The sequence below is a fragment of the Pyxidicoccus sp. M15 genome (assembly GCF_056858435.1).
Map to the genome: position 1 here is coordinate 3,781,501 of NZ_CM166495.1, position 24,448 is coordinate 3,805,948.

Here is a 24,448-nt window from a genome sequence, read left to right on the forward strand (position 1 = left end):
TGCTACTTCTTCACTTGTTGGCGGCGGCCGCGTCCGCGGAGGAGATGTCCGCGTCGTTGCCCTCGCCACCGGCGGTGCCGTCCGCGCCGTAGGAGATGATGACGGGCTTGCCGCCCTCGTTGATGTACACGTAGTCGTTGTTCCAGGGGTCCTTGGGCATCTGCTCGAGCGCCTGCGCCTCTACCAGCGCGCCCAGGCCCGAGGCCGTGTCCGGGTACTTCCCCTTCTTCGTGTAGTACAGCTTCATCGCGCCCTGGATGTTCTTGATGTCCAGCGAGGCGCGGTCGCGACGGGCCGCCTCCAGCTGCGGAATCACGGCGACGCCCACCGCGGCGGCGATGAGGCCGAGGATGGTGATGACCACCATGATTTCGATGAGGGTCATGCCGCGGTTGCGACGGCGGCGCTGCTGCTTCTGGGGGTTCTGGCTCATGTCTGCTCTCAGTCTGGGGTGACTTTCTGGCAAGCCACCGTGGGGTTTGCGTGTCGTCCTGTCAGGGCGTCCGGGCGCCGTCCGCCACTCCCGCCTCCGGACGCGCTGGCTGGGGGCCGTACAGCCGGGCCCCCACCGTCAACAGCGCCGCCGCCACGGCAATCATCGCCGCCAGGGTGACGCGTTGGATCCAGCGGTCCATCGTGTCGTTCATGGCTTCGTCACTCCTCAGTGGATGGCCGAGTTCACCTGCAGAATCGGCATCAGGATGCTGAGTGCGACGAATGCAATCACCGCGCCCATCACCACGATGAGCATCGGCTCGAGGAGCGAGGTGAGGGCGCCGATGCGCACATTCACCTGCGTCTCGTAGTTGTCCGCCACGTTGGTGAGCATCTCCTCCAGCTGGCCGGAGCGCTCGCCGATGGCGACCATGTGGTACACGAGGGGAGGGAACTCGCCGGAGCGCTTGAGCGGGTTGGCGATGCTCTCTCCCTCGCGGATGGAGTCGCGGGCCTTCTCCACCACCTCCGCGAGGACGTTGTTGGTCATCACGGCCTTGACGATGTCCATGGCCGCCAGGAGCGGGACGCCGCTCTTGAGCAGGGTGGACAGCGTGCGGGCGAAGCGGGAGATGGCCAACAGGCGCACGAGGGTGCCCACCACGGGCGCCTTGAGCGTGAAGCGGTCCCACTTCGGCTTGCCCTTGGGGCTCTTCGTCCAGCGCATGAACATGAAGCCTCCCAGCACCATCAGCGGGAGGATGATGAACCACCAGCTCTGGAAGAAGTTGCTGCTGGCGATGAGGATGCGCGTGTTCAGCGGCAGCGTGGCCTTCATGGTCTCGAAGATCTTCGTGACCTTGGGCACCACGAAGACCATCAGCGCCACGAGGATGCCGCCGCCCACCACCATCATGATGGCCGGGTAGAGCATGGTGCTGAGAATCTTCTGCTGCAGGCGGGCCTGGTTCTCCGTGAAGTCCGCCAGGCGCGTGAGCACCGCGTCGAGCGCGCCCGAGGCCTCGCCCGCGCGCACCATGTTCACGTAGATGCTGGGGAAGATCTTGGGGTGGGCGCCCATGGCGTCCGCCAGCGACGAGCCCTCGTTCACGCGCTGCTTGATGTCGGAGAGGGCGCGCTTGAAGCGCTCCTTCTCCACCTGGTCCACCAGCGCGCTCAGGGACTCCACCAGGGTGACGCCCGCGTGCAGCAGCGTGGACAGCTGCCGGGTGAAGATGGCGACGTCGTCCGTGTTGACGCGGCCCCGGCCCAGCTTGCGCAGGTCGATGTCGCGCGCCACGAGCGACGCGTTGGCGCCCTTGGACACAGCGGCGCGGCTGCCCTCCGCCTGCGCCAGCACGTCCGTGAGGAAGATGCCGTCGGTGCGCAGCTTGGAGCGCAGCGTCTTGGGCGAATCTGCTTCCAGCAGGCCCTTGACCTGCTTGCCCGAAGAATTGAGACCTCTGTACTCGAAGACCGGCATGGCTCGTTACCCCGGCCCCTCCCAGGGAGGAGCTGTCGGTTACATGTCCTCCTGGGTGATGCTCAGCACTTCCGCGATGGTCGTCTCGCCGAGGGCAATCTTGCGAGCGCCGTCGTCCAGCAGGGTCGTCATGCCCTTGCTGGTGGCGGAGCGCTTGATGGTGGAAGCGTCCACGTTCTTCAGGACGAGCTGGCGCACGTCGTCATCCACGGGGAGGAACTCGTAGATGCCGGTGCGGCCGCGGTAGCCGTTGCGGTTGCAGGACGGGCAGCCGGTGGCCTTGTAGATGCGGTCCGTGCCGTAGCGCTCCTTGAACGTCTCGAGGCTGAGGCCCAGCTCCTTGATCTCCTCGTTCGTGGGCTTGTAGGCCACGCGGCAGTCCGGGCACACGCGGCGCACGAGGCGCTGGGCGAGGATGCCGGTGAGCGAGGACGCCACGAGGAAGGGCTCCACGCCCATGTCCACCAGTCGCGTCACGGCGCCAGCCGCGTCGTTGGTGTGCACCGTGGAGAGCACCAGGTGGCCCGTGAGGGAGGCCTGGATGGCGATTTCCGCCGTCTCCTTGTCGCGGATTTCGCCGACCATGATGACGTCGGGGTCCTGGCGGAGGAAGGAGCGCAGCCCCTGCGCGAAGGTGAGGCCAATCTTCGGGTTGATGGCCATCTGGCCAATGCCCTTGAGCTGGTACTCGACCGGGTCCTCGACGGTGAGGATGTTGAGGTCCGGGGTGTTGATCTTCGACAGGGCGCCGTAGAGCGTCGTCGTCTTGCCGGAGCCCGTGGGGCCGGTGACGAGGATGATGCCGTGCGAGCGCTTGATGACGGCTTCCATCGAGTGGAGCGTCGCCTGGCTCATGCCGATTTCCGCCAGGTCCAGCAGCGTCGCCGTCTTGTCGAGCAGACGCATGACGATGCGCTCGCCGAAGGACGTGGGGATGGTGGACAGACGGATGTCGATGTCGCGACCGGCCAGCTTGATGCGGATGCGGCCGTCCTGCGGCAGGCGCTTCTCCGCGATGTTGAGCTGCCCCATCACCTTCACGCGGGACACAATCGCGTTCTGGTAGCGCTTGGGCGGCTTGATGACCTCCTGGAGCACGCCGTCCACGCGGAAGCGCACGAGCAGCTCGCGCTCCATGGGCTCGATGTGGATGTCGCTCGCGCGCTCCTTGGCGGCGCGGAACAGCACCGAGTTCACCAGCCGGATGACGGGCGCCTCGTCGTTGACGTCCAGCAGGTCCGCGGGCTCGTCCAGCTCGTGGGCGATGGCGTCCAGGTCCTGCGTCTCCATCTCGTCCACGAGCTGCTCGGCCTCGTTGACGGAGCGGTCATAGACGCTGTTGATGGCGTCGGTGATGGTGTCGGCCAGGGCAATGCGCGGGGTGATGCTCTGCCCCAGGAGCAGGCGCACGTGGTCCAGCGCGGACGTGTCCAGCGGGTCCGCCACGGCGACGACGACGGCGTCACCCTCCATGGACAGCGGGAGGATGTGCGACTGCTTGGCGAAGTTGATGGGGATGCGCTTGACCAGCTCGGCGTCCACCTCTTCGGTGAAGATGCGCGCCAGGTAGGGCAGGTCCAGCTGGTGGCCGAGCGCCTTGGCCACGTCCTCGTGGGTGACCGCCCGCATGCCCACCAGCGCCTCGCCGATGCGCTGACCCTTCTCCGCCTGGACGGTGAGGGCCTCCTGGATCTTCTCCTCGGTGAGCGAGGGGACGAGCGCGCGGAGGATCTCCCCCAGCGGCCGGCCGCAGAGGAAGGCCTGCCCGTGCGCGACGACCTGGGTGGCGTCGTTGCGGGCGGGCACCACGGCGTCCGTGGCGTTCAAGGTGGGGTCGGCGGTCACGTTCATGGAATCTGTTCCCCCTGGTCCGGCTGGACGCGCAGGCTCTCCGGGTTCTCGGGGGCGGTCGGTTCGGAGGGCTGGGCCGGTGCTCCAGGCACTGGCTGATCGGAACCACCCGGAGGCGGCTCGACTTCCCGTACCGGCGGTTCACCCGGGGGCAGCCCCTGGGCGGGGGCCGGCGAGGGGGCGGGCGCCGTGCGCCCGTTCGTCCGCGCGGGGGACTGGCTGGCGGGGGCGATGATGCGCTCGCCGTTGGCACCCGGGCCGCCGTTCTCCGCGCGCTGCTGCTCCTTCATGACGGCCTGGTTCATGCGCGACAGCGGGCCGGGCTTGCGGCTGAAGTCCACCGCCACGTCGTACCCGGGCACCTGGCCGTAGAACTGCTCCACGAACTGCTGCCGCTCCTTCATCTTGCGCTCGAAGATGATGCGGAAGTCCTCGGGGCCCCGGATGATGTAGGGCGTCAGGAACAGGAGCAGGTTCGTCTTGGTCTTCTTGCGCGTCGTCTCGCGGAAGAGGTGGCCGATGATGGGGATGTCACCCAGCACCGGCACCTTGGAGACGGACTCCAGGGTGCGGTCCTGCATGATGCCGCCCAGCACCACCGTCTCCTGGTCCTTGGCAATCACCGTCGTCTTCGCGCTGCGGCGCGAGGTGGTGGGGCCGAGCACCGGGTCCGACGAGGCAATCTCCTCCGTCTGCTCGCTGATGACGAGGCGGATGTAGTCGCTCTCGTTGATCTGCGGCTTGACGGTGAGCTTCAGCTCCACGTTCTGGCGCGTAATCGGCGCGTACAGCGAGCTCAGGCCACCCAGGCCGCCCAGGATGCCGCCGAGGCCGCCGGTGACGCCGCCGTTGCCGGTGCCGCCCGTCACCGAGGAGCCCAGCGACGAGGGGTTGAAGCCGGACTGGAAGGGCACGTTCTGGCCCACCGTGATTTCCGCCTCCTCGTTGTCGCTGGTGAGGATGTGCGGCGTGGAGAGCACGTTGACGTCCGAGCTCTGCTGCATCGCGTGCAGGATGATGCCGAAGGCGGGGATGTCCAGGCCGAGCTTCTCCAGCGCGGGGATGACGGGGCCCTGGAGGCCGGCGAGGAAGCCGCCGAACTGCGCGAGGCTGCCCAGGGACAGCGACGGGGGCAGGCCGTTGCCGGTGTTGTTGGTGCCGATGATGCCCGGCACCGCGCCGTCGTCCGTCTTCAGGCTGAAGCCGCTGTGGAGGTTGATGCCGAACGCGGCGTCGCGGTTCAGGTTGACCTCCATGATGACGGCCTCCACGAAGACCTGGCGGCGCGGCGTGTCCAGCTGCTGGATGATCTGGACGATGTTCTTGTAGTCCGCCGCGCTGGCGACGATGACCAGCGAGTTGGTGCCCTTGTCGGCCGAAATCTTCACCTCACCGCTGAACAGCTCCGCGGCCTGCGTGGAGCCGGCGCCGGGCCGGGGGATGCCCGGCGGCTGCGGGGTGGGGCTGCGCGGGCGGTTGGCGGTGCCCTGGGCCAGCGACTGGAGCGTGCTGGCCAGCTCCTCCGCGTTGGCGTTCTCCAGCGGGTAGACGTTGATGCGGCCGCCGCTGGTGGTGGGGATGTCCAGCTGGCCCACCAGCTCCTGGATGCGGTCGAAGGCGGCGGGGCTGGCGACGATGATGAGCTTGTTGGTGCGCTCGTCCGGGATGATCTGCGACAGCGTCACCGGGCCGGAGGCGCCGTCCTGGCCCTGGGCGGCCTGGGCGGCGGCGACCTCGGCCGGCGGGGCGCCGGGGGACACGTTGGACTGGAAGCCGCCGGGGCGCTGGCCGGAGCGGGCGCCCTTCGCCTCGAAGAGGCGCTGCACCGTGGTGGCCACGTCACCCGCGGTGGCGTACTGGATCTGGATGATGCGCAGCTCGTCGCTGGCGGAGCGGCTGTCCAGCTGGTCGATGATGCGCTCCAGGCGGTGGATGTTGGAGCCCACGTCGTTGACGATGATGGTGTCCGGCGGGTACGGAATCGTGTCGCCGTCCTTGGACACCAGCTGCTGGAGCACGCCGCGCAGCGGCTCCACTTCCACGTTCTTGATGCGGAACAGCTTCGTCACCATCTGCTCGTTGGTGGTGTACGGCTCGTTCTCGTCGACGATGGTGGGGATGGGGTTCTGCTTCGCCGAGCGCTTGTCGACAATCTTCAGGAAGCGGCCGTGCTGGTAGACGGACAGGCCGTTGGCGTCGAGCGCGGCGAGGAAGGCGGAGTAGAAGGCATCCGCGTTGACCTCCACGCGGCCGTTCTCCGGGCCGATGATGGAGATCTTCCCGCGCACGTTCTCCGGGAGGATGAAGGTGCGGCAGGTGGCATCCGCCACCGTCTGGACGAGCTTCTCGATCTCCACCTTGTCGAAGTAGATGCCGTAGCGGGCATTGCGCCGGGCCTCCTCGCACGTGGGCGTGCGGCGGGGGCCCTGGTTCGCCTCCTCGCCTTCGGCGGAGGCCTGCGGGGTGATCGTCCGATCACCCGGCGTGGCGGGCGCGGTGGTACCGGGCGGAGGGGGGCGGCGCTGTGCCTGCGCGGGGACGGCGAGCGCAAGGCACAGGCAGAGCATCCAGGACGGGAGCGTCTTCATGGAGAGCGGGCGATGCGGGAGTGATTAACGGACGTTGTACGACTTCTTGATCGGCGCTCCGTTGCGCTCGATCTCGATCTCGATGCGGGATGCGTCCTTCATCTTCGAATAGACCTCCAGCGCCTTCTCGGGGCTGTTGAGGTCGAACCCGTTGATGCGACGGATGACGTCGCCGTTCTGGACGCCAATCTTGGAGTAGATGGAGTCCGGGCGGATGGAGAAGAGCTTGAAGCCCACCGCCTGACCGTCCTTGAAGGCGGGAACGATGCGGGCCTGCATGGCCACGTCGTTGAGGTTGTTGAGCGTCTTGTCGATTTCCGCGCGCGGCACTTCGTACTCGTTGTCGCTGGTGGCGCGGATGCCGCTGCCGCTGTTCGGGGGCGGGGTGGTCGCCACGGCCACGGGCGGGGAGGGCGGGACGAAGGCGCCGTCACCGGGCTGCCCGTCGATGAACTCGCGGCGGCCGTTGTTGAGGATGATGACGCGCTCGCGCTCGATTTCCTGCACGGTGGCGCCCTGGAGGGCGTTGCCCACCATGTACGTCTGCGAGCGCTGGGTCACCATGTCCTGGATGGACGCGAAGGACCAGTCGGCGTTGGCCGCGACGAGCGTGCCCAAGAGCTTCACCCGCAGGCCACTCTTCACCGGCGCCGCGTTGGGGTCCACCTCGGGCGCCTGCGGCTCCTGCACCGCGACCTCGAGCTCCGGAATCTTGATGCCGGTGAGCCGCGACAGCCGGTTCATGTCGAGCGACGCGAGCGCCGTCGCCGGCCTCCGCGCCTGGGTCGGAGCGCGCGTCGCCGTTCCGGACGGAACCGGTGCGATGGCGGATTCGACGAACAGGTTCACCGTGCGCGCCGCCAGCAGGGCCACGAGCAGGATGAACACCAGGTTCACCGTCCAGAAGTATTTTCGAAAGAAGAGTTCCATCACGCTTCCGGTAGTAAGCCGGCCTCACGGTGAGCAAGTCAGGTGCCACCGCGTGCCAGGCGGACAATCCAGGCCCAACGGGCCAAGGGCGCGGAATTATTCCGGAATGACGGGCGGCCCCGGGGCGGGTGGCGGCCTTCGGAACCCCGCCGGACAAATTGTCAAAAGGGGGCAGGGCCTCGTGTGACGCCCTGTCAGTCGTCCGTGTCGGCGGCGGGGGCGGTGGGGGGGCTGGAGGCGGGCTCTCCCGAGGTCTGCTCGCGCTCCAGCTTGCGGTAGATGGTGCGCGCGGCGATGCCCAGCAGGCGGGCCGCCAGCGTCTTGTCGCCGCGCGTGTGGCGCAGCGTCTCGTGGATCACCCGCCGCTCCACTTCCTCCATGGGCGTGCCGATGGGGATGACGAGCTGTCCGGCCGAGCCCAGCGGGCCCTTGCGCACCGACTCGGGCAAGTCGCTGGCCTCGAGGACCTCACCGCGGGCGAGCACCACCGCGCGCTCCACGGCGTGCTCCAGTTCGCGCACGTTGCCCGGCCAGGCGTAGTTCTCCAGCACGTTCTGCGCGTCCTGGGAGAAGCCGCGCAGCACCTTGCCATTCTTCGCGGCGAAGCGGCGCAGGAAGGCGTCCGCCAGCAGGGGGATGTCCTCGCGGCGCGAGGCCAGCGCCGGCACGCGAATCTCCACCACGTTGAGGCGGTAGTAGAGGTCCTCGCGGAAGCGCCCTTCCGCCACCTCCTTCTGGAGGTCCTTGTTGGTGGCGGCGACCAGCCGCACGTCCACCTTCACCGTCTGCGTGCCGCCCAGGCGCTCGATTTCGCCCTCGGCCAGCGCGCGCAGGAGCTTCACCTGCGCGGACAGCGGCATCTCGCCGACCTCGTCGAGGAAGAGGGTGCCGCCGCTGGCGCGCTCGAAGCGGCCCTCGCGGCGGGCCACCGCGCCGGTGAAGGCGCCGCGCTCCACGCCGAACAGCTCCGCCTCCAGGATGTTCTCCGGCAGCGCGCCGCAGTTGACGGCGACGAAGGGGCCCTTCGCGCGGTTGGAGTACTCGTGCACCGAGCGCGCGGCCAGCTCCTTGCCGGTGCCGGACTCGCCCAAGAGCAGGATGGTGGCGGTGGAGGGGGCCGCCTGGCGGATGGTGTCCAGCATGGCGCGGAAGGCGGGGGACTGGCCCACCATGGAGCGCCCGCCGGCGGCGTTCATCTCCGCCAGCTTCGCCTTGAGGGACTGGTTCTCCGCCACCAGCGAGCGCTTCTCCAGCGCCTTCTGCACGGCCTTCACCAGGGAGTGGCGCTTGAGGGGCTTGGTGATGAAGTCGTAGGCGCCGTCCTTCATGGCCGCCACGGCCGTCTCCACCGTGCCGTAGGCGGTCATCAGCACCACCTCCACGTCCGGGCGGATGGCGCGCGCGGCGCGCAGCAGCTCCTGCCCGTCCATGTTGGGCATCATCAGGTCCGTCACCATGGCGGCGACCTCGGGGCGGCGCAGCAGCTCCAGCGCCTCCGTGCCGTTGGCGGCGGCCAGGGTGGCCATGCCTTCACGCTGGAAGATGCGGGTGACGGAATCGAGGTTGGCGCGGTCGTCGTCGACGACCAGGACCGTGGGGGATGTCATGGCGTGTGAAGGCTCTCCTGGGGGGCCGCGCTCCTGCAAGTGGCGTTCCCCTATGCGTGCTCCTCGTCCGGCTCCAGGGGACCGCCGCCCATCCGGCCGATGTCCTCGCGCTTCACCTTGTCCACGTTGAACTTGCGGGCGCTGGCCAGCATCCGGTCCAGGGTGGCGTTGAAGTCCGGCTTGCCGCCGTCCTTGCGGAAGCGGAGGAAGTTGATGCGGGCGACGACGAAGTTCTTGAGGTAGGGGCTCTGGAGGCCGCGCTCCTTGAGGGTGTTGACGACGCCCACCACGGCGTCATCCAGCTCCAGCAGCCGGTCCGCGCGGGCCTCGCGCAGGGCCAGGGCCTCCGCCAGGGGCAGCTCCTGGAACTCCTCCAGCACCTTGACGAAGGGGTGGTAGGCGCCCGCGGAGTAGCGGGGCCGCTTCTCGTAGGCGGCGCCGAGGGTGACGAAGGAGGGCTCCTCGAAGAGGTGCGCGAAGGCCGTCTCGGGGCCCTTGCGGTCCGCGCCCACGAGGCCGCGGTACATGCGGATGACCTCCAGCGAGCGCTCCTTCAGGTTGTGCGCCTTCTCCGTGTTGAGGGCGAGGATTTGATAGGCCACGTCCTCGTCCGGCAGCACCAGGGCGACAATCGACTTCGCCCCCAAGAGTTTGCTGGCGTGGAGCCGGTGGTTGCCGTTGGGCGTCCAGTACCTGCCGTCCTTGCGCACGGCGATGACGGGGTCCAGGAAGCGGTCCAGCCGCTCCATGGCGTTGGCCAGCCGCTTCACGTGGGGCTCGGACAGGTCCCGCTGGTACGGGGTGGGCTCCACCTTGTCGATGGGGAGCACGGCGAAGATGACGGGGTGGCCGCCCAGGGGCTCTCGGTAGACGCCGAGCACCTCGCCGCCGTCGGTGCGGACGGCCTCGAGCAGCTCCGTGGGGTACTCCACCGAGTCGCTGGCCACCTCCGCGGGGGAGAGGCCCTTGGACTTCGGTTCCGCCTTCTTGCGACGCGGCTTGCGGGCCGTCGTCGGCTTCTTCGCGGTGGCGGTCTTCCGTGCGGACTTCGCTGCTGCCATGGGCCGAGCCCTCCTTGCGCTGCCTCGGGTTGTACGCGCGGACCCTGACATGGCAGGGCCCGCGCGTAGGTCCACGCTAGGGTGACGCGGAGGGTAGGGCTACTCTCCCGAGACGGTGAGCTGCCGGAAGCGGACAGTGGGTGCGCCCACCGAGCCGCCACGGAATTGCAAGTCACTCCCGATGCCGTCCAAATCCTTCAGCATCTGGAGGAGGTTGCCCGCCACCGTCACCTCCTGCACCGGGTGCGTCAGCTCGCCCTTCTCAATCCAGAGGCCGTTGGCGCCGGCGGACAGCTCGCCCGTCACCGGGTCGGTGCCGTGGCCGAGCAGCGCCGTCACGTAGAAGCCGCTGTCCACCTCGCGCAGCAACTCCTGGGGCGCCTTCGTGCCGGCCTCCAGGTAGAGGTTGGTGGTGCCGATGGAGGGCAGGGCGTTGTAGCCGCGCGACGCGTTGCCCGTGGTGCGCGCCTTCGCCTTGCGCGCGGTGAAGGCGTCGTAGAGGAAGCCCGACAGCACGCCCTGGTCCAGGATGGGGGTGCGCCGCGTGGGCACGCCCTCGCCGTCGAAGGGCGCGGTGGCGAGGCCGCGCGGCAGCAGGCCGTCATCCACCAGCGTCACGTGCGGGCCCGCCAGCTTCTTGCCCTTGAGGGGCGCCAGCACGCTGGCCCCCTGGTACACGGCGTTGCCGTTGGCCGCGGACGCCAGGTCCGAGACGAAGCTGGAGGCCACGAGCGGGTCCAACACCACCGGCACCTGCTGCGTCTTCACGCGCTTCGCGCCCAGCATGCGCACCGCGCGGCGCGTGGCCTCGCGGCCGATGGACTCCGGCGAGTCCAGGTCGTCCAGGAAGCGCTTGTAGTCCACCCAGTAGCCCGTCTGCAGGCCCTTGCCGTCCGAGGCCACCGGCATGGCGTAGAGGAACACGTACGTGCCGGAGTAGGCGCCCGTCATGCCCTCCGTGGAGGCCATGTACACCTCGGAGACGAAGTCCCCGGCGCCCACCGCGTTGAAGGCGACGACGCGCGAGTCCTCGGCGCGCGCGGCCTTCTCCACCTCCAGCGCGGCCTTTATCTTCCAGTCACCGGGCAGCTCGGACACCTTCGTGTCGAAGAGCAGGCCGGTGTCCCCGAAGCGGCCCAGGTCCTTGCCGGAGGGCAGGCCGTTGAGCTTGTTGGGCGCGGCGGCCCCGGCGAGCTTCAGCGCCTGGTCGATGATGTGGTCCAGGGCGGCGGGCTCGAAGTCCGACGTATAGGCGAAGCCGAGCCGGCCCTTCACGAGCACGCGCACGCCCACGCCCTTGCTGGTGGACTGGGTGAGGTCCTCGATTTGTCCCTGGTGCACGCGCACGCTGCCCTGGCGGCCCACCTCCAGGAAGGCCTCCGCCTGCTGGGCGCCCTTCTTCTTCGCGCGCTGGACGATTTTCTTCGCGAGCTGCTGGTAGTCCACGGTTGGCGCTCCCTCTCTCAGGCGACCTTGGTTCCGCCGACGGTGACGTTGTCGATGCGCAGCGTGGGCAGGCCCACGCCCACCGGCAGCATCTGCCCGTCCTTCATGCACACGCCCATGCCCGGGTCCGGCAGCGGGTCCGTCCCCACGCGCGACACGTTCTTCAGCGCCTCCGGCCCCACGCCGATGAGCATGGCGTTCTTCACCGGGCGGCCCAGCTTGCCGTCCTCAATCTGGTACGCCTCGCTCACCTCGAAGACGAAGTTGCCGTTGGTGATGTCCACCTGCCCGCCGCCGAACGTCGCGCAGTACAGGCCGCGCTTCACCTCCTTGAGGATGTCCTCCGGGGCGTGGTCGCCGGGGGCGAGGAAGGTGTTCGTCATGCGCGGCAGCGGCAGGTGCTTGAAGGACTCGCGCCGCCCGCTGCCGGTGGTGCGCTGGCCCATCAGCTTCGCGTTGAGGCCGTCATAGAGGTAGTTCTTGAGGACGCCGTTCTCGATGAGGACCTTGCGCTCGCCGGGGTTGCCCTCGTCGTCGATGTTGATGGAGCCGCGGCCGCTGGACACGGTGCCGTCGTCGATGACGGTGACCAGGTCTGACGCCACCTTCTCCCCGAGTTTGCCGGCGAACAGCGAGGTGCCCTTCCGGATGAAGTCCGCCTCCAGGCCGTGGCCCACCGCCTCGTGCAGGAGGATGCCGCTCCAGCCCGGCGCCAGCACCACCGTCTGCGGGCCGGCCGCGCAGTCCACCGCGCCCAGCGTGGCCACCGCCTGCCGCGCCGCCTCGCGCGCCACGTGCTCCGGCGGGAAGGTGTCCCAGTGGGTGAAGGACACCCGGCCGCCCCCGCCGAACATGCCGGTGCGCTGCTCGCCATTCTTCCCCTGCGCCACGACTTGAACCGCCATGCGGCACAAGTCCTGGGTGTCCTCGGTGTAGCGCCCCTCGGTGTTGGCCACGGCGATGCGGCGCGTCTGGTCCACGTACGAGGCATTCACCTGCTTCACCCGCGCGTCGAACGCGCGGGCGGCCTTGTCCGCGCGCAGCAGCAGGCCCGTCTTCAGCGCCACGTCCACGTCCATCAGCGGGGTGGCGACGTGGTAGTGGCTGGGCACCGCGGCGCGGCGCACCGGGAAGCTGCGCTCGGCGCCGCCGCCCTGGGCAATCATCGCGGAGGTGGAGGCCGCGCGCACGAGCGCCGCCTCGTCCCAGTCGTCGGAGTAGGCGTAGCCCACCTTGCCGCCGGAGATGACGCGCACGCCGACGCCCTGGATGAGGCCCGTCTGCGCGCTCTTGATGCGTGACTCCTCCAGCATCATCGCCGTGGTGAGCGTGCGCTCCACGTAGACTTCCGCGAAGTCGCCGCCCCGCTCCATGGCGACGGCGAGCAGGCGCTCGACGAGCGGCTGGGGCAGCAGCGGGGCGGACGAGGGCCCCCGGGCCACCGGGGGAGCAAGCTGGGAGGCGGAGGCGCGTCGCGTGGACGCAGAGGCTCGGGGCATGGTGGGGGACTCCCTGAGTGAAGAAGCCGTTGATGGGATGTGGGCACCTACATAGGAGGCGGCGCCGCCCGGAGCAACGCTCAATGCCCGCCCTTCTTTCCCGGCCTCCCGTCCTGTCCGCATTCCCACCGTGGGGACGGCGCTCTAAGATGCCCGCCGCTTCGAGACTGGAACCCACCCCATGCCTCCTCGTCCTCCTCCCTCCTCCCGCGCTGGCGCCGGCCGTTCCGGCGGTGGCTCGGGGGCGGACTCCCCCAACGCCAGCCGTGGCCGGCCCGCCCGCGGCACGCCCTCGTCCGAGGACGAGGACTTCTCCGCGCCATTGACGGGCGAGGAGGGCTACCCGGAAGACGGGCCTCCCAACCCGGAGCTGTACGGCGACGCCAGCGGCTCGGGCGGCTCGCGCCGCGACATGACGCGCGTGGCCTCCGTCCAGGACATCGACGAAGAGGGGTCCACGGGCGAGCAGGAGGACGACAACCCGGACGCCACGCGCGCCGGCCCGCCGGTGCAGATGCTGGTGCTGGCCGGCCCGGACCGGGGCCGGAAGAAGCGCTTCCAGAGCGTGCGGATGGTCATCGGCCGCGGCAAGGACTGCGACTTCGCGCTGGAGGACCAGTCCGTCTCCCGCCGTCACCTGGAGCTGGTGTACGGCGAGGGCGGCGTGGTGATGCGGGACCTGGGCAGCGTCTCCGGCACGCAGGTCAACGACCAGCGCGTGGACGAGTGCGTGCTGAAGCACGGCGACGAGCTGTCGGTGGGCAAGACGCGCCTGCGCTTCGTGGACGAGGCGGAGCAGATCAAGGAGCTGCGCGCCCAGGTCGAGCAGCGGGAGGCCGAGGAGAAGCGCGAGCGCGAGGAGGCCGCCAGGGAGGCGCAGGAGGGCCGCAAGTCGCAAGGCGCCGCGCGCGGCGGCGACCTGGACCCGGGCGACCCGCGCCTCAACGAGGCCACCAACGCCAACTACAAGCTGGCGGACGTCCTCCGCGACGAGGGCAAGAACAAGGGCACCGCCGTGGTGTCCCGCCCCGTCCGCCCGCCCACGCGCGGCGCCGGCTCGAAGTCGGGCTTTGGTGGGATGACGGGCAAGCAGAAGGGCCTCATCGGCCTGGCCGGCTTCGTGATGGTGATGCTGGTGGTGGGGCTCGTCTTCGCCAAGAAGGGGCCGCCGCCTCCGCCGCCCGTGGACCCGGGCGTGGAGCGCGCGAAGTTCTTGATGCAGAAGGCGCGCGAGTCCGTGCGCGCGGACGACTTCGCCAACGCGGTGCGGCTGGTGGAGGAGGCGGAGAAGCTGTTGCCCGGCGTGGACGAGGAGGGCCTGGCCCGCGCGGCGCGCAAGCAGCAGGACGTGCTGGACGCGCTGCAGAAGGTGCGAGACCTCATCGACGAGAAGAAGTTCGACGAGGCGCGCGAGAAGCTGGCCAGCGCCCCGGAGGGCACGGCGAAGACGGACGAGGAGCAGCGCAAGCTGGCGGCGGAGCTGGAGGAGAAGCAGCTGGCCTGGCGCATCCAGCAGGTGGACGAGGCGCTCGCGACGAGAGACCCGGAGGTCATCCGCCCGCTGCTGGACACGCTGCCCGCGCAGAACCGGCAGCTGTACGAGGGGAAGCTGGCGGAAATCGAGGCGGAGCTGGCGAAGGAGTCCGCCGACGTGGCGCGCCGCAACCGCAACGCGAGGGATCGCGCCGCGGCGAACGCGAAGGAGCAGCGCCGCCAGTTCATCCAGGAGGCCTTCGTCGACGTGGAGCGCCGCTTCAACGGCGGCGACTACGCGCGCGCGGTGCTGGAGTGCGACCGGGTGGTGGACCGCTACAAGGGGGACAAGGAGGTCAAGGACCGGGCCATGTCCCTCAAGCGCCTCATCCCCCAGTTCGCGCGCGTGCTGGAGGAGGGCCAGAAGAAGATGGACGCCAACGCGCTGGAGGCCGCGGCGAAGCCGCTGCGCCGGGCGGCGGAGCTGTACCGCCAGATTGGCTTCGGGGGCTCGCTGGGCAACACCCTGGACGAGCAGCTCGCGTCCTCGTCCGTGGCGGCGGGGCAGGCGGCCCTCAAGAAGGGGGACCTGGCGGCGGCGGGCTCCAGCTTCCGCGAGGCGATGCGGCTCAACCCCGGCGACGGCCGCGCGAGGGATGGACTGGAGGCCCTGCAGAAGAAGGTGGAGGAGCTCTACCTCCAGGCCTATATCCAGCGCGACAGGGACCCGCAGGCGGCCGCGGAGAAGTTCAAGGTCATCATCGAGACGGCCTCCGAGGGCTCGGAAGTGAAGCGCAAGGCGGAGATGTACCTGGGCGAGGTGCAGAAGTGAGCCGCGGCGGGCAAACGCCGAGGGTGTTGGGAGAGATGGGATGAACGAGTCGTCGCTGCGTGAGCTCGGGATGGACCTCATCGAGGAGCGCCAGTTCGAGCGCGCCCTCGCCGTCTTCGCCGAGGCGGTGCGCCGCGTGCCCGCGGACCACCGCTCCCGGATGCTGGCGGCCCGGAGCCTGGCGGAGCTGGGGGAGCGCGAGCGCGCCGTCACCGCCTACCACGCGTGCGCGGAGGGCCTGCTGCGGCGCGACTACCTGCTGTCCGCGATGGCCGCGTGCAAGCTGGCGCTGGACCTGTCCCCGAACGAGCGGCGGCTGAAGGACACGCTCATCCGCGTGCACGCGCGCGCGGTGCGCAACGCGCCGGGCCGCGCCGCGGTGCCGCCGCCCCTGCCGCCAGAGGTCCTCTACGACGGCAAGGTGGACACGGACCTGATGGGCCTGCAGGGCGAGGAGCTGTCCAACCGCGCGATCGAGGTGCTGGCCGCGCCGGACCCGGGCGGCTCGGCGGACCCGAACAGCCGGCCGCCGCTGCCGCTGTTCGCGGAGCTGGACCGGGAGGCCTTCCTGGACCTGGTGGGCCGCATGGCGTGGCGCCGGGTGAAGCCGGACGACGTGGTGAGCCGCGAGGGCGAGCCCACGGACCACCTCTACGTGCTCGTCGCGGGCAAGGCGGAGGTGACGCGGCAGATGGACGGCGAGGCGCGCACGCTGGGCTTCCTCGGCGGCGGCTCCATCTTCGGGGAGATTGCGCTCCTGACGGGCGCGACGCCCACGGCGACGGTGACGGCGGTGTCGGACACGGAGGTGTTCGAGATTCGCCGCGAGCACCTCAACGCCGTGGCCAAGAATCACCCGGCGGTGCCGCAGGTGCTGGCGGACTTCGCGCAGCAGCGCATGGCGCGAAACCTCATGGCCACCTCGCCCATGTTCCAGACGCTGCCGGAGTCGGAGCGCGGCGCCATGCTGCAGCGCTTCGGCTTCCGGGCGCTCCAGCCGCGGGAGAAGGCGCTGGTGGAGGGCGAGCACTCCCCGGGCCTGTTCCTGGTGCTGGCCGGCGAGCTGGTGGTGCAGAAGGAGGACCCGGCGGGCGGCGTGGTGACGCTGGGCGTGCTGCGCGAGGGCGACGTGGCGGGGGAGATTTCCCTGCTGACGGGCCTGCGCGCCTCGGCCACGGTGGAGGCCACGCGCAAGACGGCGGCGGCCTTCCTGGAGCGCGCCGCGTTCCATCAGCTGGTGAAGACCTTCCCGCACATCCGCACGTACCTGGAGCAGCTGTCGGACCGGCGCCTGAAGCAGATTGGCGAGGCGCTGCGCCCGGCGGAAATCATCGACGCGGACGAGCTGGTGCTCGAACCCGAGGCGGCATGAGGCATCCATGGTGACGTTGTCGCGCTCGCGGGTCCTGGGAGTGGGGGTGGCGCTGCTCGTCGCCGGGGCGGTGCTGTACTTCTGGCCGCGCTCGGAGCCCGGCGTGCAGGAGGCCATCACCCGCCAGGTGGTGGCCATGACTCGCGCCGCGGAGGAGAAGGACGTGGGCGAGGTGCTGAAGTCCGTGTCCGAGCGCTTCAAGAGCGACGGGAGCGGCTGGTCGAAGAAGGAGGTGCGCGGCGTGCTGACGGCGCAGGTGCTGCGCGGTCAGTGGGTGCGCATCTTCATGACCGACCTGGAGGTCCACGAGGTGTCCCCCTCGCAGGGTGACTTCCAGGCGCGCTTCATCTTCGGCCGCTCGCAGGCGGACTCGGTGCACGACCTCGCCGCGACCAGCATCCTGAACGCGTACCTCATCGAGGGCACGTTCGAGAAGGAGGCCGACGGCGAGTGGCGGGTGGTGCGCGCGAAGTACCAACCGCTGGACCCGACGCAGCTGCTGTAGCTACTGGAGCAGGGCGCCCGTCTCGTTCACCCAGGCCTTGGCCATGGCGCCCTGGCCCGCGGATTCCAGGCTCTTCTTGATGCCGTCGATGCGCGCGGAGAGCTCCTCGCGCGGGGTGCCCTGCGCGCGGGCGCGCACGAGGCCGAAGTAGTAGTGCTGGCAGCCGGCGGCGTACTCGCTCTGGGCGAAGAGCAGGTCGCCCATGGCGGCGTAGGCCTCCGCCAGCGTGCCGGCGCCGGTGTCCGGGGCCACCGTGGTGAGCAGCGCCCTGGCGCCCGCGTAGTCCTTGCGGGCCAGCAGCAGCGCGCCCTTGGCGTACTGCGCGCGGGCCAGCCCCACGCCGCGCGCGGTGATGGCCTTGTCGTACGCCGTCAGGGCCTCGTCCTGGCGGCCCGCCGCCTCCAGTACGCCGCCCCGGGCGAGCCAGTAGCGGCCGTCCTGCTCCAGCAGGCTGACCTGCTTGCCGTCGGCCGTCGTCACCTGCACGGGCTTGAAGGTGGCCTCGTACGCATCCAGCAGCGCCAGCGCGCCGGTGCCGTCGCCAGCGCCTTGCAGGGCGCGCGCGCCGTCCAGGTAGAGCAGGGGCGCGTTGCGGCGCTTCGCCACGGCGGCCTCGAAGGCGGCGCGGGCTTCCGGGGCCTTCCTCACCGCCAGCGCGCGGGCGCGGGCGAAGAGGGCGTAGTGGTCATCCGGGGTGATTTTCAGCGCCTCGTCCGCGGCCTGTACGGCCTCGTCCGCCGCGCCGCGCGCCAGGGCCAGCTCCGCCTTCAGCGCTCCGGCGCGGGACTTCACCACCGGCGTCAATTCCGCGTCGTGGGCCTGGAGGTCGGCCAGCGTCTTCTGCGCCTCCTCCAGCCTGCGGCCCTGGTACGCCTGGGCCAGCGCCAGGGACACGCGCGCCAGCAGGTGGTCCGGGTTGACGGTGGTGGCCTTGGCGAAGGCCTCCATCGCCGGGCCGTACTGGCCCTCGTCCAGCAGGGCCTCGCCCTGGGCGGTGGTGAAGCGCGGATCTCGATACGCGGCCTCCGCGGCGCGGGCGAAGGCCTGGCGGGCGCCGGGCAGATCTCCGCGGGCCTGGAGGGCCAGGCCCAGGGCCAGCGTCAGCTTCGGGCTGCTCGCGCCCTGCGTCTTGAGCTCCTCGAGGTACTTCTCCGCCTCCGGGGCCTTGCCCTCCGCGAGGAGGTGCAGGGCGCGCGCGCCGAAGCGCTCGCCGGAGCGGGAGTCCTGCTCCTCCGCGCGGGCGAGGTACTCACGGGCCCGCGCGTCCGCGCCGGGCTGGTGGTGCTCCAGCCACAGCACTGTCTGGATGTCGGCGGCCAGGGCCTGGGCGTCCCGGGCCTTGTCGTTGAGCTGGAGGAGGGCCTCCAGCTCCTTCATGGCCTGGGCGAGGTCGGCCGGGTTGCCGCGCTGGGCGGCGGCGCGGGCCGCGCGCATGCGCTCCTCGGTCTCCTTCCGGACGCCGCCCCGGTGGACGAAGTACGCCACCGCGCCCACCAAAAGCAGGGCGACGACCCCCACCTGCATCAGCGCGCTCGCGAAGCTCTCGCGCCGCTTCCAGTCCCCGCGCCCTTCCGTGGCCATTGGACCTGCCTCCCCCGCTGGGAATGAGTGTTTCCGGACGGTTTCGCCCTCTTGCCGAGTATAGGGGCCGCGCACAGATAGGAACGCCCCCGCCGGGTGTCAACGGTGGGAGCCCGAAGGCGTGCAGGCCACACGACACGGGGCGTCAGCCTCCGGGTGGGGCTGGTGCATACTGCCCTTCGGAGGTGCGCCATGGCGGTACACACGGCCCTGTCACCGGAAGCCTTCACCCGGGTGGCGGAGGCGTATGGGTTGGGGCAGGTGCGCGAGGTGACGCCCATTCCCCAGGGCTCCATCAACACCAACCACCGGCTGGAGACGGACGCCGGGCGCTTCTTCATGCGCCACACCACCGTGCGCTCCGCGGACGATTTGCGCTTCGAGTCCGCGCTGCTCGCGCACCTGACGGAGTACCACTTCCCCGGGCCCGTGCTGCTCACCCCGCGCACCGGCGCGCCCTTCCTGGAGCTGGAGGGCGGGCGCGTCAGCGTCTTCCGCTGGCTGCCGGGCGAGGAGCTGCGCCACCCGCGCCTCACCGCCGACCACCTGGAGTCGCTGGGCACGGAGCTGGGGAAGCTGCACCGGGACACGCAGTCCTTCTCCGGCTCGCGCGACAACCCCTACGGCCCGGAGACGGTGCGCCAGTGGCTGGTGGGCCTGTCACGCCACCCGGACGCGGAGCTGGCGTCCGTGGCCGGCGAGCTGGAGCGCTACCTGGACAAGGCGGAGGCGGTGCGCCAGGGGCTGGAGCCGCGCGGCGTCATCCACGCGGACCTCTTCATGGACAACGTGAAGTGGCTGGCGGAGCGCGTGGGTGCCTTCTTCGACTTCGAGATGGCGTGCCGGGAGGCGTACGGCCTGGACGTGGTGATTACGCTCAACGCCTGGTGCTTCGACGGCGGCCAGTACCTGCCCGAGCTGTGCCGCGCCTTCATTCGCGGCTACCAGGACGTGCGGCCCCTGTCCGCCGTGGAGCGCGGCAACCTCTTCGGCCACGCGCTCTTCGGGGCGGTGCGCTTCACGTCCAGCCGCATCCGCGACTACCACCTGTCGCCGCTGCCGGCCGACAAGCTCACGAAGAAGGACTACCGCACCTACCTCCACCGGGCGCGGGCGCTGGCCGCCATGGGGCCCCAGGGGCTGTTCGAGCTGCTGGGGCTGTAGGGGCCGGCCGGGCCTTCAGATGCCGGAGGCAATCTTCCAGGCGCCGTCCTCACGGCGGAGCACCATCTGCTCCAGCTCGGCGTCGCGCTGGGGCTTCGGGTTGAGCCCCGGCATGCGCCAGGTCGCCTTCCAGTAGTAGATGGCGGCGGCGACATTCTCCCCCACCTCCACCCGGCGCACCTCCATCTCCACCGTGGGCGACTGGAGGGCCTTGAAGAGGTTCTCCAGGTAGGGGCCGACGTTGGCGGCGGTGAGGTCGTCGTCGGGGTCGGACGGAGTGCCCGCGTCCTCGCGGAAGTCCTTGGTGAGCAGGGCCTGGATGGCCGCGGCATCCCGGGCCTCCACGGCGGAGCGGTACAGCTCCATCACCTTGAGGATGTCGCGCGTTTCGTGGGTGTCCTGGATTTCGGTGCCGGGGATGCGCTTCGGGGCGCAGGCGACCAGGAGGGACAGGACGCTGAGGGCGAGGAAGCGGTTGAGCATGGCGGGGCCTTACGAGGACAACCGAGAGGAAGTCAACCCATTCCCTGGCCCCGCCAGGCGGGCGGGCACGAGGCCAGCCGTCACGGCCCGGCCTGGTGGCCCGGGCCTTGGGGCTAGGCCTTGCGGACGACCTCGGCGATGAACCGGTTGAGCACCGGCACCTCGTTGTCGAGAATCTTGAGGCCCTCGCTCTGGATGATCTTCTCGCCAATCATGGCCAGGGGCTTCATCAGGAACGGCAGCTTGAGGGTGATTTCACCGTCCAGCGAGCGCTCCGTCTGGCCGCCGCCGAGGTCCCTCAGGGTCAGCTTGCCCGTGTTCACCAGCATCTTGGAGATGGTGTGCGACGTGGGCACGTTGCTGAAGGTCAGCTCCTTGCGGCGCTTGTCGTACGTGGACGTCTCGATGAAGGCGAAGTACTCGGGCGGCACCTGCTTGGGGCCGATGCTCTGGATGACGGGCTTGGGGCGGTAGCGCACGCGGCGCTTCACCAGGTCCCCCTCGCTCTTCACCTCCAGGGGCTGCAGCTCCAGCAGCACGCCGTGGTGCTTGAGGAGGAACTCGAAGTACCGCTCGTCGAGGAGCGCGCGCTCCACCTCGTCCACCGTCCCCTGGATTCGCTGCCTCGTCTCGAACCGCATCCGCGTCCTCCTTGGCTGGGAGCTGCCTTGCGTCTCCGCTGTCAGGGCCCCCTGCCTAGCGGAATCCCCGCCTAGCGAAAAGCCTGACGTGGCACGAGTGGGCCTCGGAAGGTCTTCTCCTCGAAATCACACCGCTCGCGCCACTCGTCGGCGGTGGCCCGGAAGGCGGCGCCGAAGTCTGGCAGTGCACCCACCTCGTGGCGCACCGCGCCGCAGTCGCCGGCCAGGTAGGCGGACTCCACCCGCAGGCGCTGGGCCTCGCGGCGCAGGGCGTCCGGCAGCCCCTCGGCGGAGAGCGCCCGCTGCAGCTGCTCCCCCGCGAGCACCGGGGCGCCCACCTGGCTCAACCGCCGGCCCAGCAGGTAGCTGAGGTACGGGTCCCCGGGCAGCGCGGTGAGGGCGCGGTCGAGCAGCACCAGCCGCAATTCCTCGTGGGTGGCGCGGAAGAAGGCCTCGATGGGGCGCTTGCGCCCGGGCGAGTCCAACGCGGCGAGCTTCACCTGCGCGGTGCGCGTCAGGTCCGGCCCCGCGTCCTTCGCCAGCACGGTGTCGAGGAACTGGCGGGCGGGCCCGGCCTGCTCGCGACGCAGCTCGACGTCCGCGCGCGCCATGGCGACCTCGGCCTCCAGCACGGCCTGGCCCTTCACGCGCTCGGCGTCCGCCAGCGTGGCGAGCACGGCGGCCGCGTCATCGTAACGTTCGAGGGCGGACAGCGCGGAGGCCTGGCCGATGCGGAAGGCGGGCTCGTCCGGCTGAAGGTCCGCGGCGCGGCGGTAGCGCTCCAGCGCGTCCTCGGGGTCGCTGGCGAGCGCTTCGCGGGCGGACTCGGACAGCTTCGCCACCTCGCGCGCGCAGGCGCGGGTGAAGAGGCTGCCGGTGCGGAAGCGGGCGAAGGCGCGCGCCACGGCGGCGTCGTCCAGGGGCAGCGCGTCCACGTGGCGCTCCCACTCCGAGACGAGCTCCTCCAGCGGCCGGCCATAGGCCTCGCCGAAGTCCCCGTGCGCGTAGACGGTGCGCAGCTTCGGCGCGCCATACGTCTCCGCCAGGTACAGCAGGAACGAGCCGGCCACGGTGTACGCGCGCGAGGGCGCGGACTGGTAGAAGCCCTCCGGCCCCATCAGCTTGCGCATGTCCGGGGCCAGCTTCTGCCGGCGCATGCCCGCGGCCCACTGGTGCAGCGTGAGGTCGCCCTGCACGGGGCCATCCGCCGCGACGGCCAGGCCCTCGATCAGCCCCATCAGCGGCCAGACGCCCAGCCGGGTGGTGACGCGGAAGGGGCCGCCGCCCGCGGGGGCCGCCATGACGTGCGCCAGTTCGTGGTGCAGCGTGGAGTGGGGGAAGGCCTTGTCCTGGATGTGCAGCGCGTGCAGCCACGGCTTGGCGAACTGGGTGCGGCCGGCGCCCACCAGCTGCTGCTTCTGCTTCTCGTCCTTGTAGAGCCACACGTCGATGCGCTCGGTGGGGGCCACGCCGAGGAAGCGCTGCGTCTGCATCCACCGGAACTCCATGTCCCGCGTCATGCGGTCCACGTCCTCGCGAGGCTTGCCCCGGGGGTAGTAGAGGCGGAAGTGCTCCGTCTCGCGGAAGCCGCCCAGCGTCTCCGCGACGTATTCGTCCGTCATCCGCAGGCCGAACTCCGGGCCGCGCGTCTCCAGGAGGACGATGGCCGTGAGCGGCAGCGTCAGCAGGGCCAGCAGCCCGGGGCGCAGGCCGGAGCGGCCCAGGCGGCCGGAGCCGGTGTCGAGCAGCGCGGCAGTCAGACCCGCCAGCACCCAGGCCCACAGCAGCGTCTCCAGCCGGAACCAGGCCAGGGCGGGCGTCACCGCCAGGGCCTCGTCGTACAGCGGGCCGGGCACGTGCCCCAGGAAGTGGTTGAAGGCGAACACCTGTGGCCCCAGGAGGATGGGCCACACGGTGGGCACGGCCGACACCAGCACCAGCAGCGCATACAGGGCCACCGCCCGGCCCGGCCGCTCCGCCTTGAAGCCGCAGAAGACGCCCGCCGCGGACGCCAGCACGGCCGAGGGGAGGGTGAGCAGGGGGTAGAAGCCCACCAGGGCGAAGGGGTCACACGCGGTGCGCAGCACGGCGAAGAGGGTGGCCGCGAGGAAGGGGGGCACCAGCACGCCCACGTTGAGGACGAGGGAGGCCCCCAGGGCGCGGCCCACGGCGGTGCCGGGCGCCTGCTCCCGGGTGGCGCCGGAGGGGCGGGGGTCCACCCCCAGGAGCAGGCGGCGCTCCTGGGCGGCGGCGGCGATGCCCGTCCCCCCGCCGAGCAGGCCCATGGCGATGGAGAGGGCGAGCCCCAGCTCGAAACCGGGGACGCCGAAGAGGGGGACGAGGACGAGCGCCGAGCCACCGCCCGCCAGGACGAGGACGGTGGTCAGGACTGCCGGGCGGCGCAAGAGGCCCAGGGCACGGGTGAGGACTTGCCGCATGGCCTCCCCTATACTCCCGCCCAGCATGTCCGAACAGAAGACAGGTCCCGAGGCCCGCCAGCACGGGCGCGCGCCCATCGAGCTGAAGGTCGACTACAAGAAGCTCAACTCGTTCTTCGCGGACTACACGAAGAACATCAGCAAGGGCGGCACCTTCATCAAGACGAAGAAGCCCCTGCCCATCGGCACGCGCTTCCTCTTCAAGCTGACGGTGCCCCACCGCGAGGCGCCCTTCGAGCTGCTGGGCGAGGTGGTCTGGTCCAAGGCGGACGCGGAGGAGCCCGGCATGGGCATCCGGTTCATCTACAGCAGCGAGGGCCAGCGGGTGGAGTTCGAGACCGTGGTCGAGCGGCTGATGTCGGACAGCCTCGGCTCCGAGCTGACGGAGAAGCTCCTCAACAAGCCGCTGCACCCGCACCCATGAGGCCGTTCTTCCGGGGCGCGGCGCTGGCCGCGGTGCTGCTCGTGGCCGGCTGCCAGCAGGAGGCCCAGGGCAGCACGCCCCGCGCCGGGAAGCCCGCGAAGCCGCCGTCCACGGACATCACCGCGGAGGACTACGCCATGCAGCCGCTGCCTCGGGGCTTCGTGCGTCTCAAGGACGCCTACGGCGGCGTGCACCGGGTGGAGGTGGAGATTGCCGCCACGCCCGACGCGCGCACCCGGGGCATGATGTGGCGCAAGGAACTGGCGGACGGCAAGGGCATGCTCTTCCTGTTCCCCATCGAGGACGTCCAGGGCTTCTGGATGCGCAACACGCTCATCCCGCTGGACATGCTCTTCATCTCCTCGGACCTGCGCATCGTCGGCATCGTCTCGCGCGCGGAGCCGAAGACGCTCACCTCGCGCTCGGTGGGGCTGCCCAGCCAGTACGTGCTGGAGGTGCCCGGCGGCTGGACGGAGAAGGTGGGCGTGAAGAAGGGCACCACCGTGGAGTTCGAGGGCGTGTCCGCGGTGCGCATCGTCCCCTGAGTCTTTCGGGCTGCTTCGCGTCATGAAGAAGTGACGCACCTTCCAAGTGGTTGCCACACGGCCTGCGCAGGATGCGCTCGCGTTCGCGCG

At 70.3% G+C, this 24,448-nt stretch carries 20 protein-coding genes; 6 read left to right on the forward strand and 14 right to left on the reverse strand.

Going from position 1 to position 24,448, the window contains the following annotated elements:
• Positions 1-10: 10 nt before the first annotated feature.
• From gspG to ACX9TP_RS14300, 10 genes are all read right to left on the reverse strand, one after another.
• Positions 11-433: a type II secretion system major pseudopilin GspG gene (gene gspG, locus ACX9TP_RS14255; protein ID WP_482980272.1), complete on the reverse strand. Its 423-nt coding sequence runs from the start codon at positions 431-433 to the stop codon at positions 11-13.
• A 61-nt stretch (positions 434-494) separates the two neighbouring features.
• Positions 495-647: a hypothetical protein gene (locus ACX9TP_RS14260; RefSeq protein WP_482980273.1), complete on the reverse strand. Its 153-nt coding sequence runs from the start codon at positions 645-647 to the stop codon at positions 495-497.
• A gap of 14 nt (positions 648-661) precedes the next feature.
• Positions 662-1,918 carry a type II secretion system inner membrane protein GspF gene (gene gspF / locus ACX9TP_RS14265; protein ID WP_482980274.1) on the reverse strand — a complete coding sequence of 419 codons (1,257 nt, stop codon included), beginning with the start codon at positions 1,916-1,918 and terminating at the stop codon, positions 662-664.
• A 39-nt stretch (positions 1,919-1,957) separates the two neighbouring features.
• A complete protein-coding gene (gspE, locus tag ACX9TP_RS14270) occupies positions 1,958-3,769 on the reverse strand; it encodes a type II secretion system ATPase GspE (protein WP_482980275.1) in 1,812 nt (603 codons plus the stop codon).
• The gene (gspD, locus tag ACX9TP_RS14275) at positions 3,766-6,357 is read right to left on the reverse strand and encodes a type II secretion system secretin GspD (RefSeq protein WP_482980276.1); all 2,592 of its coding nucleotides are present in this window, start codon (positions 6,355-6,357) and stop codon (positions 3,766-3,768) included. The genes gspE and gspD overlap by 4 nt, the downstream gene beginning before the upstream one ends.
• A 24-nt stretch (positions 6,358-6,381) precedes the next feature.
• Positions 6,382-7,254: a type II secretion system protein GspC gene (gene gspC / locus ACX9TP_RS14280; protein WP_482980277.1), complete on the reverse strand. Its 873-nt coding sequence runs from the start codon at positions 7,252-7,254 to the stop codon at positions 6,382-6,384.
• Between the two features lie 227 nt (positions 7,255-7,481).
• Positions 7,482-8,894 (reverse strand): sigma-54-dependent transcriptional regulator, encoded by a 1,413-nt coding sequence (locus ACX9TP_RS14285; RefSeq protein ID WP_482980278.1) that lies wholly within the window; start codon positions 8,892-8,894, stop codon positions 7,482-7,484.
• A 50-nt stretch (positions 8,895-8,944) separates the two neighbouring features.
• Positions 8,945-9,955 (reverse strand): ParB N-terminal domain-containing protein, encoded by a 1,011-nt coding sequence (locus ACX9TP_RS14290; protein ID WP_482980279.1) that lies wholly within the window; start codon positions 9,953-9,955, stop codon positions 8,945-8,947.
• A gap of 99 nt (positions 9,956-10,054) precedes the next feature.
• Positions 10,055-11,401 carry a TldD/PmbA family protein gene (locus ACX9TP_RS14295; protein ID WP_482980280.1) on the reverse strand — a complete coding sequence of 449 codons (1,347 nt, stop codon included), beginning with the start codon at positions 11,399-11,401 and terminating at the stop codon, positions 10,055-10,057.
• 17 nt (positions 11,402-11,418) lie between these two features.
• Positions 11,419-12,900, reverse strand: coding sequence for a TldD/PmbA family protein (locus ACX9TP_RS14300; protein ID WP_482980281.1), 1,482 nt, complete (start codon positions 12,898-12,900; stop codon positions 11,419-11,421).
• A gap of 181 nt (positions 12,901-13,081) precedes the next feature.
• Here ACX9TP_RS14300 and ACX9TP_RS14305 point away from each other — a divergent pair, with 181 nt between their 5' ends.
• The 3 genes from ACX9TP_RS14305 to ACX9TP_RS14315 are packed head-to-tail and all read left to right on the forward strand — an operon-like array spanning position 13,082 to position 17,082.
• Positions 13,082-15,205 (forward strand): FHA domain-containing protein, encoded by a 2,124-nt coding sequence (locus ACX9TP_RS14305; protein WP_482980282.1) that lies wholly within the window; start codon positions 13,082-13,084, stop codon positions 15,203-15,205.
• A gap of 40 nt (positions 15,206-15,245) precedes the next feature.
• Positions 15,246-16,577 (forward strand): cyclic nucleotide-binding domain-containing protein, encoded by a 1,332-nt coding sequence (locus ACX9TP_RS14310; RefSeq protein WP_482980283.1) that lies wholly within the window; start codon positions 15,246-15,248, stop codon positions 16,575-16,577.
• A gap of 7 nt (positions 16,578-16,584) precedes the next feature.
• On the forward strand, positions 16,585-17,082 hold the full coding sequence (locus ACX9TP_RS14315) for a hypothetical protein (RefSeq protein ID WP_482980284.1): 498 nt from the start codon (positions 16,585-16,587) through the stop codon (positions 17,080-17,082).
• Here the strand turns inward: ACX9TP_RS14315 and ACX9TP_RS14320 are convergent, their stop codons facing one another.
• Positions 17,083-18,663 (reverse strand): tetratricopeptide repeat protein, encoded by a 1,581-nt coding sequence (locus tag ACX9TP_RS14320; protein WP_482980285.1) that lies wholly within the window; start codon positions 18,661-18,663, stop codon positions 17,083-17,085.
• Positions 18,664-18,855: 192 nt separating this feature from the next.
• Here ACX9TP_RS14320 and ACX9TP_RS14325 point away from each other — a divergent pair, with 192 nt between their 5' ends.
• Entirely contained in the window at positions 18,856-19,827 is a 972-nt protein-coding gene (locus ACX9TP_RS14325) for a homoserine kinase (RefSeq protein ID WP_482980286.1), read from the forward strand.
• A gap of 15 nt (positions 19,828-19,842) precedes the next feature.
• Here ACX9TP_RS14325 and ACX9TP_RS14330 read toward each other — a convergent pair whose 3' ends face one another.
• The 3 genes from ACX9TP_RS14330 to ACX9TP_RS14340 all read right to left on the reverse strand — a co-directional run bounded on the left by ACX9TP_RS14330 (position 19,843) and on the right by ACX9TP_RS14340 (position 23,389).
• On the reverse strand, positions 19,843-20,310 hold the full coding sequence (locus tag ACX9TP_RS14330) for a nuclear transport factor 2 family protein (protein WP_482980287.1): 468 nt from the start codon (positions 20,308-20,310) through the stop codon (positions 19,843-19,845).
• 113 nt (positions 20,311-20,423) lie between these two features.
• Positions 20,424-20,951: an SRPBCC family protein gene (locus tag ACX9TP_RS14335; protein ID WP_482980288.1), complete on the reverse strand. Its 528-nt coding sequence runs from the start codon at positions 20,949-20,951 to the stop codon at positions 20,424-20,426.
• A gap of 71 nt (positions 20,952-21,022) precedes the next feature.
• The gene (locus tag ACX9TP_RS14340; protein WP_482980289.1) at positions 21,023-23,389 is read right to left on the reverse strand and encodes a tetratricopeptide repeat protein; all 2,367 of its coding nucleotides are present in this window, start codon (positions 23,387-23,389) and stop codon (positions 21,023-21,025) included.
• A 25-nt stretch (positions 23,390-23,414) separates the two neighbouring features.
• Between ACX9TP_RS14340 and plpQ the strand changes: the two genes are divergently transcribed.
• Together plpQ and ACX9TP_RS14350 are read left to right on the forward strand one after the other, a co-directional pair.
• On the forward strand, positions 23,415-23,813 hold the full coding sequence (gene plpQ, locus ACX9TP_RS14345; RefSeq protein WP_163996794.1) for a motility regulator PlpA: 399 nt from the start codon (positions 23,415-23,417) through the stop codon (positions 23,811-23,813).
• Positions 23,810-24,358 carry a DUF192 domain-containing protein gene (locus ACX9TP_RS14350; protein WP_482980290.1) on the forward strand — a complete coding sequence of 183 codons (549 nt, stop codon included), beginning with the start codon at positions 23,810-23,812 and terminating at the stop codon, positions 24,356-24,358. Before plpQ ends, ACX9TP_RS14350 begins: the two co-directional genes overlap by 4 nt.
• The last annotated feature ends 90 nt before the right edge of the window (positions 24,359-24,448 follow it).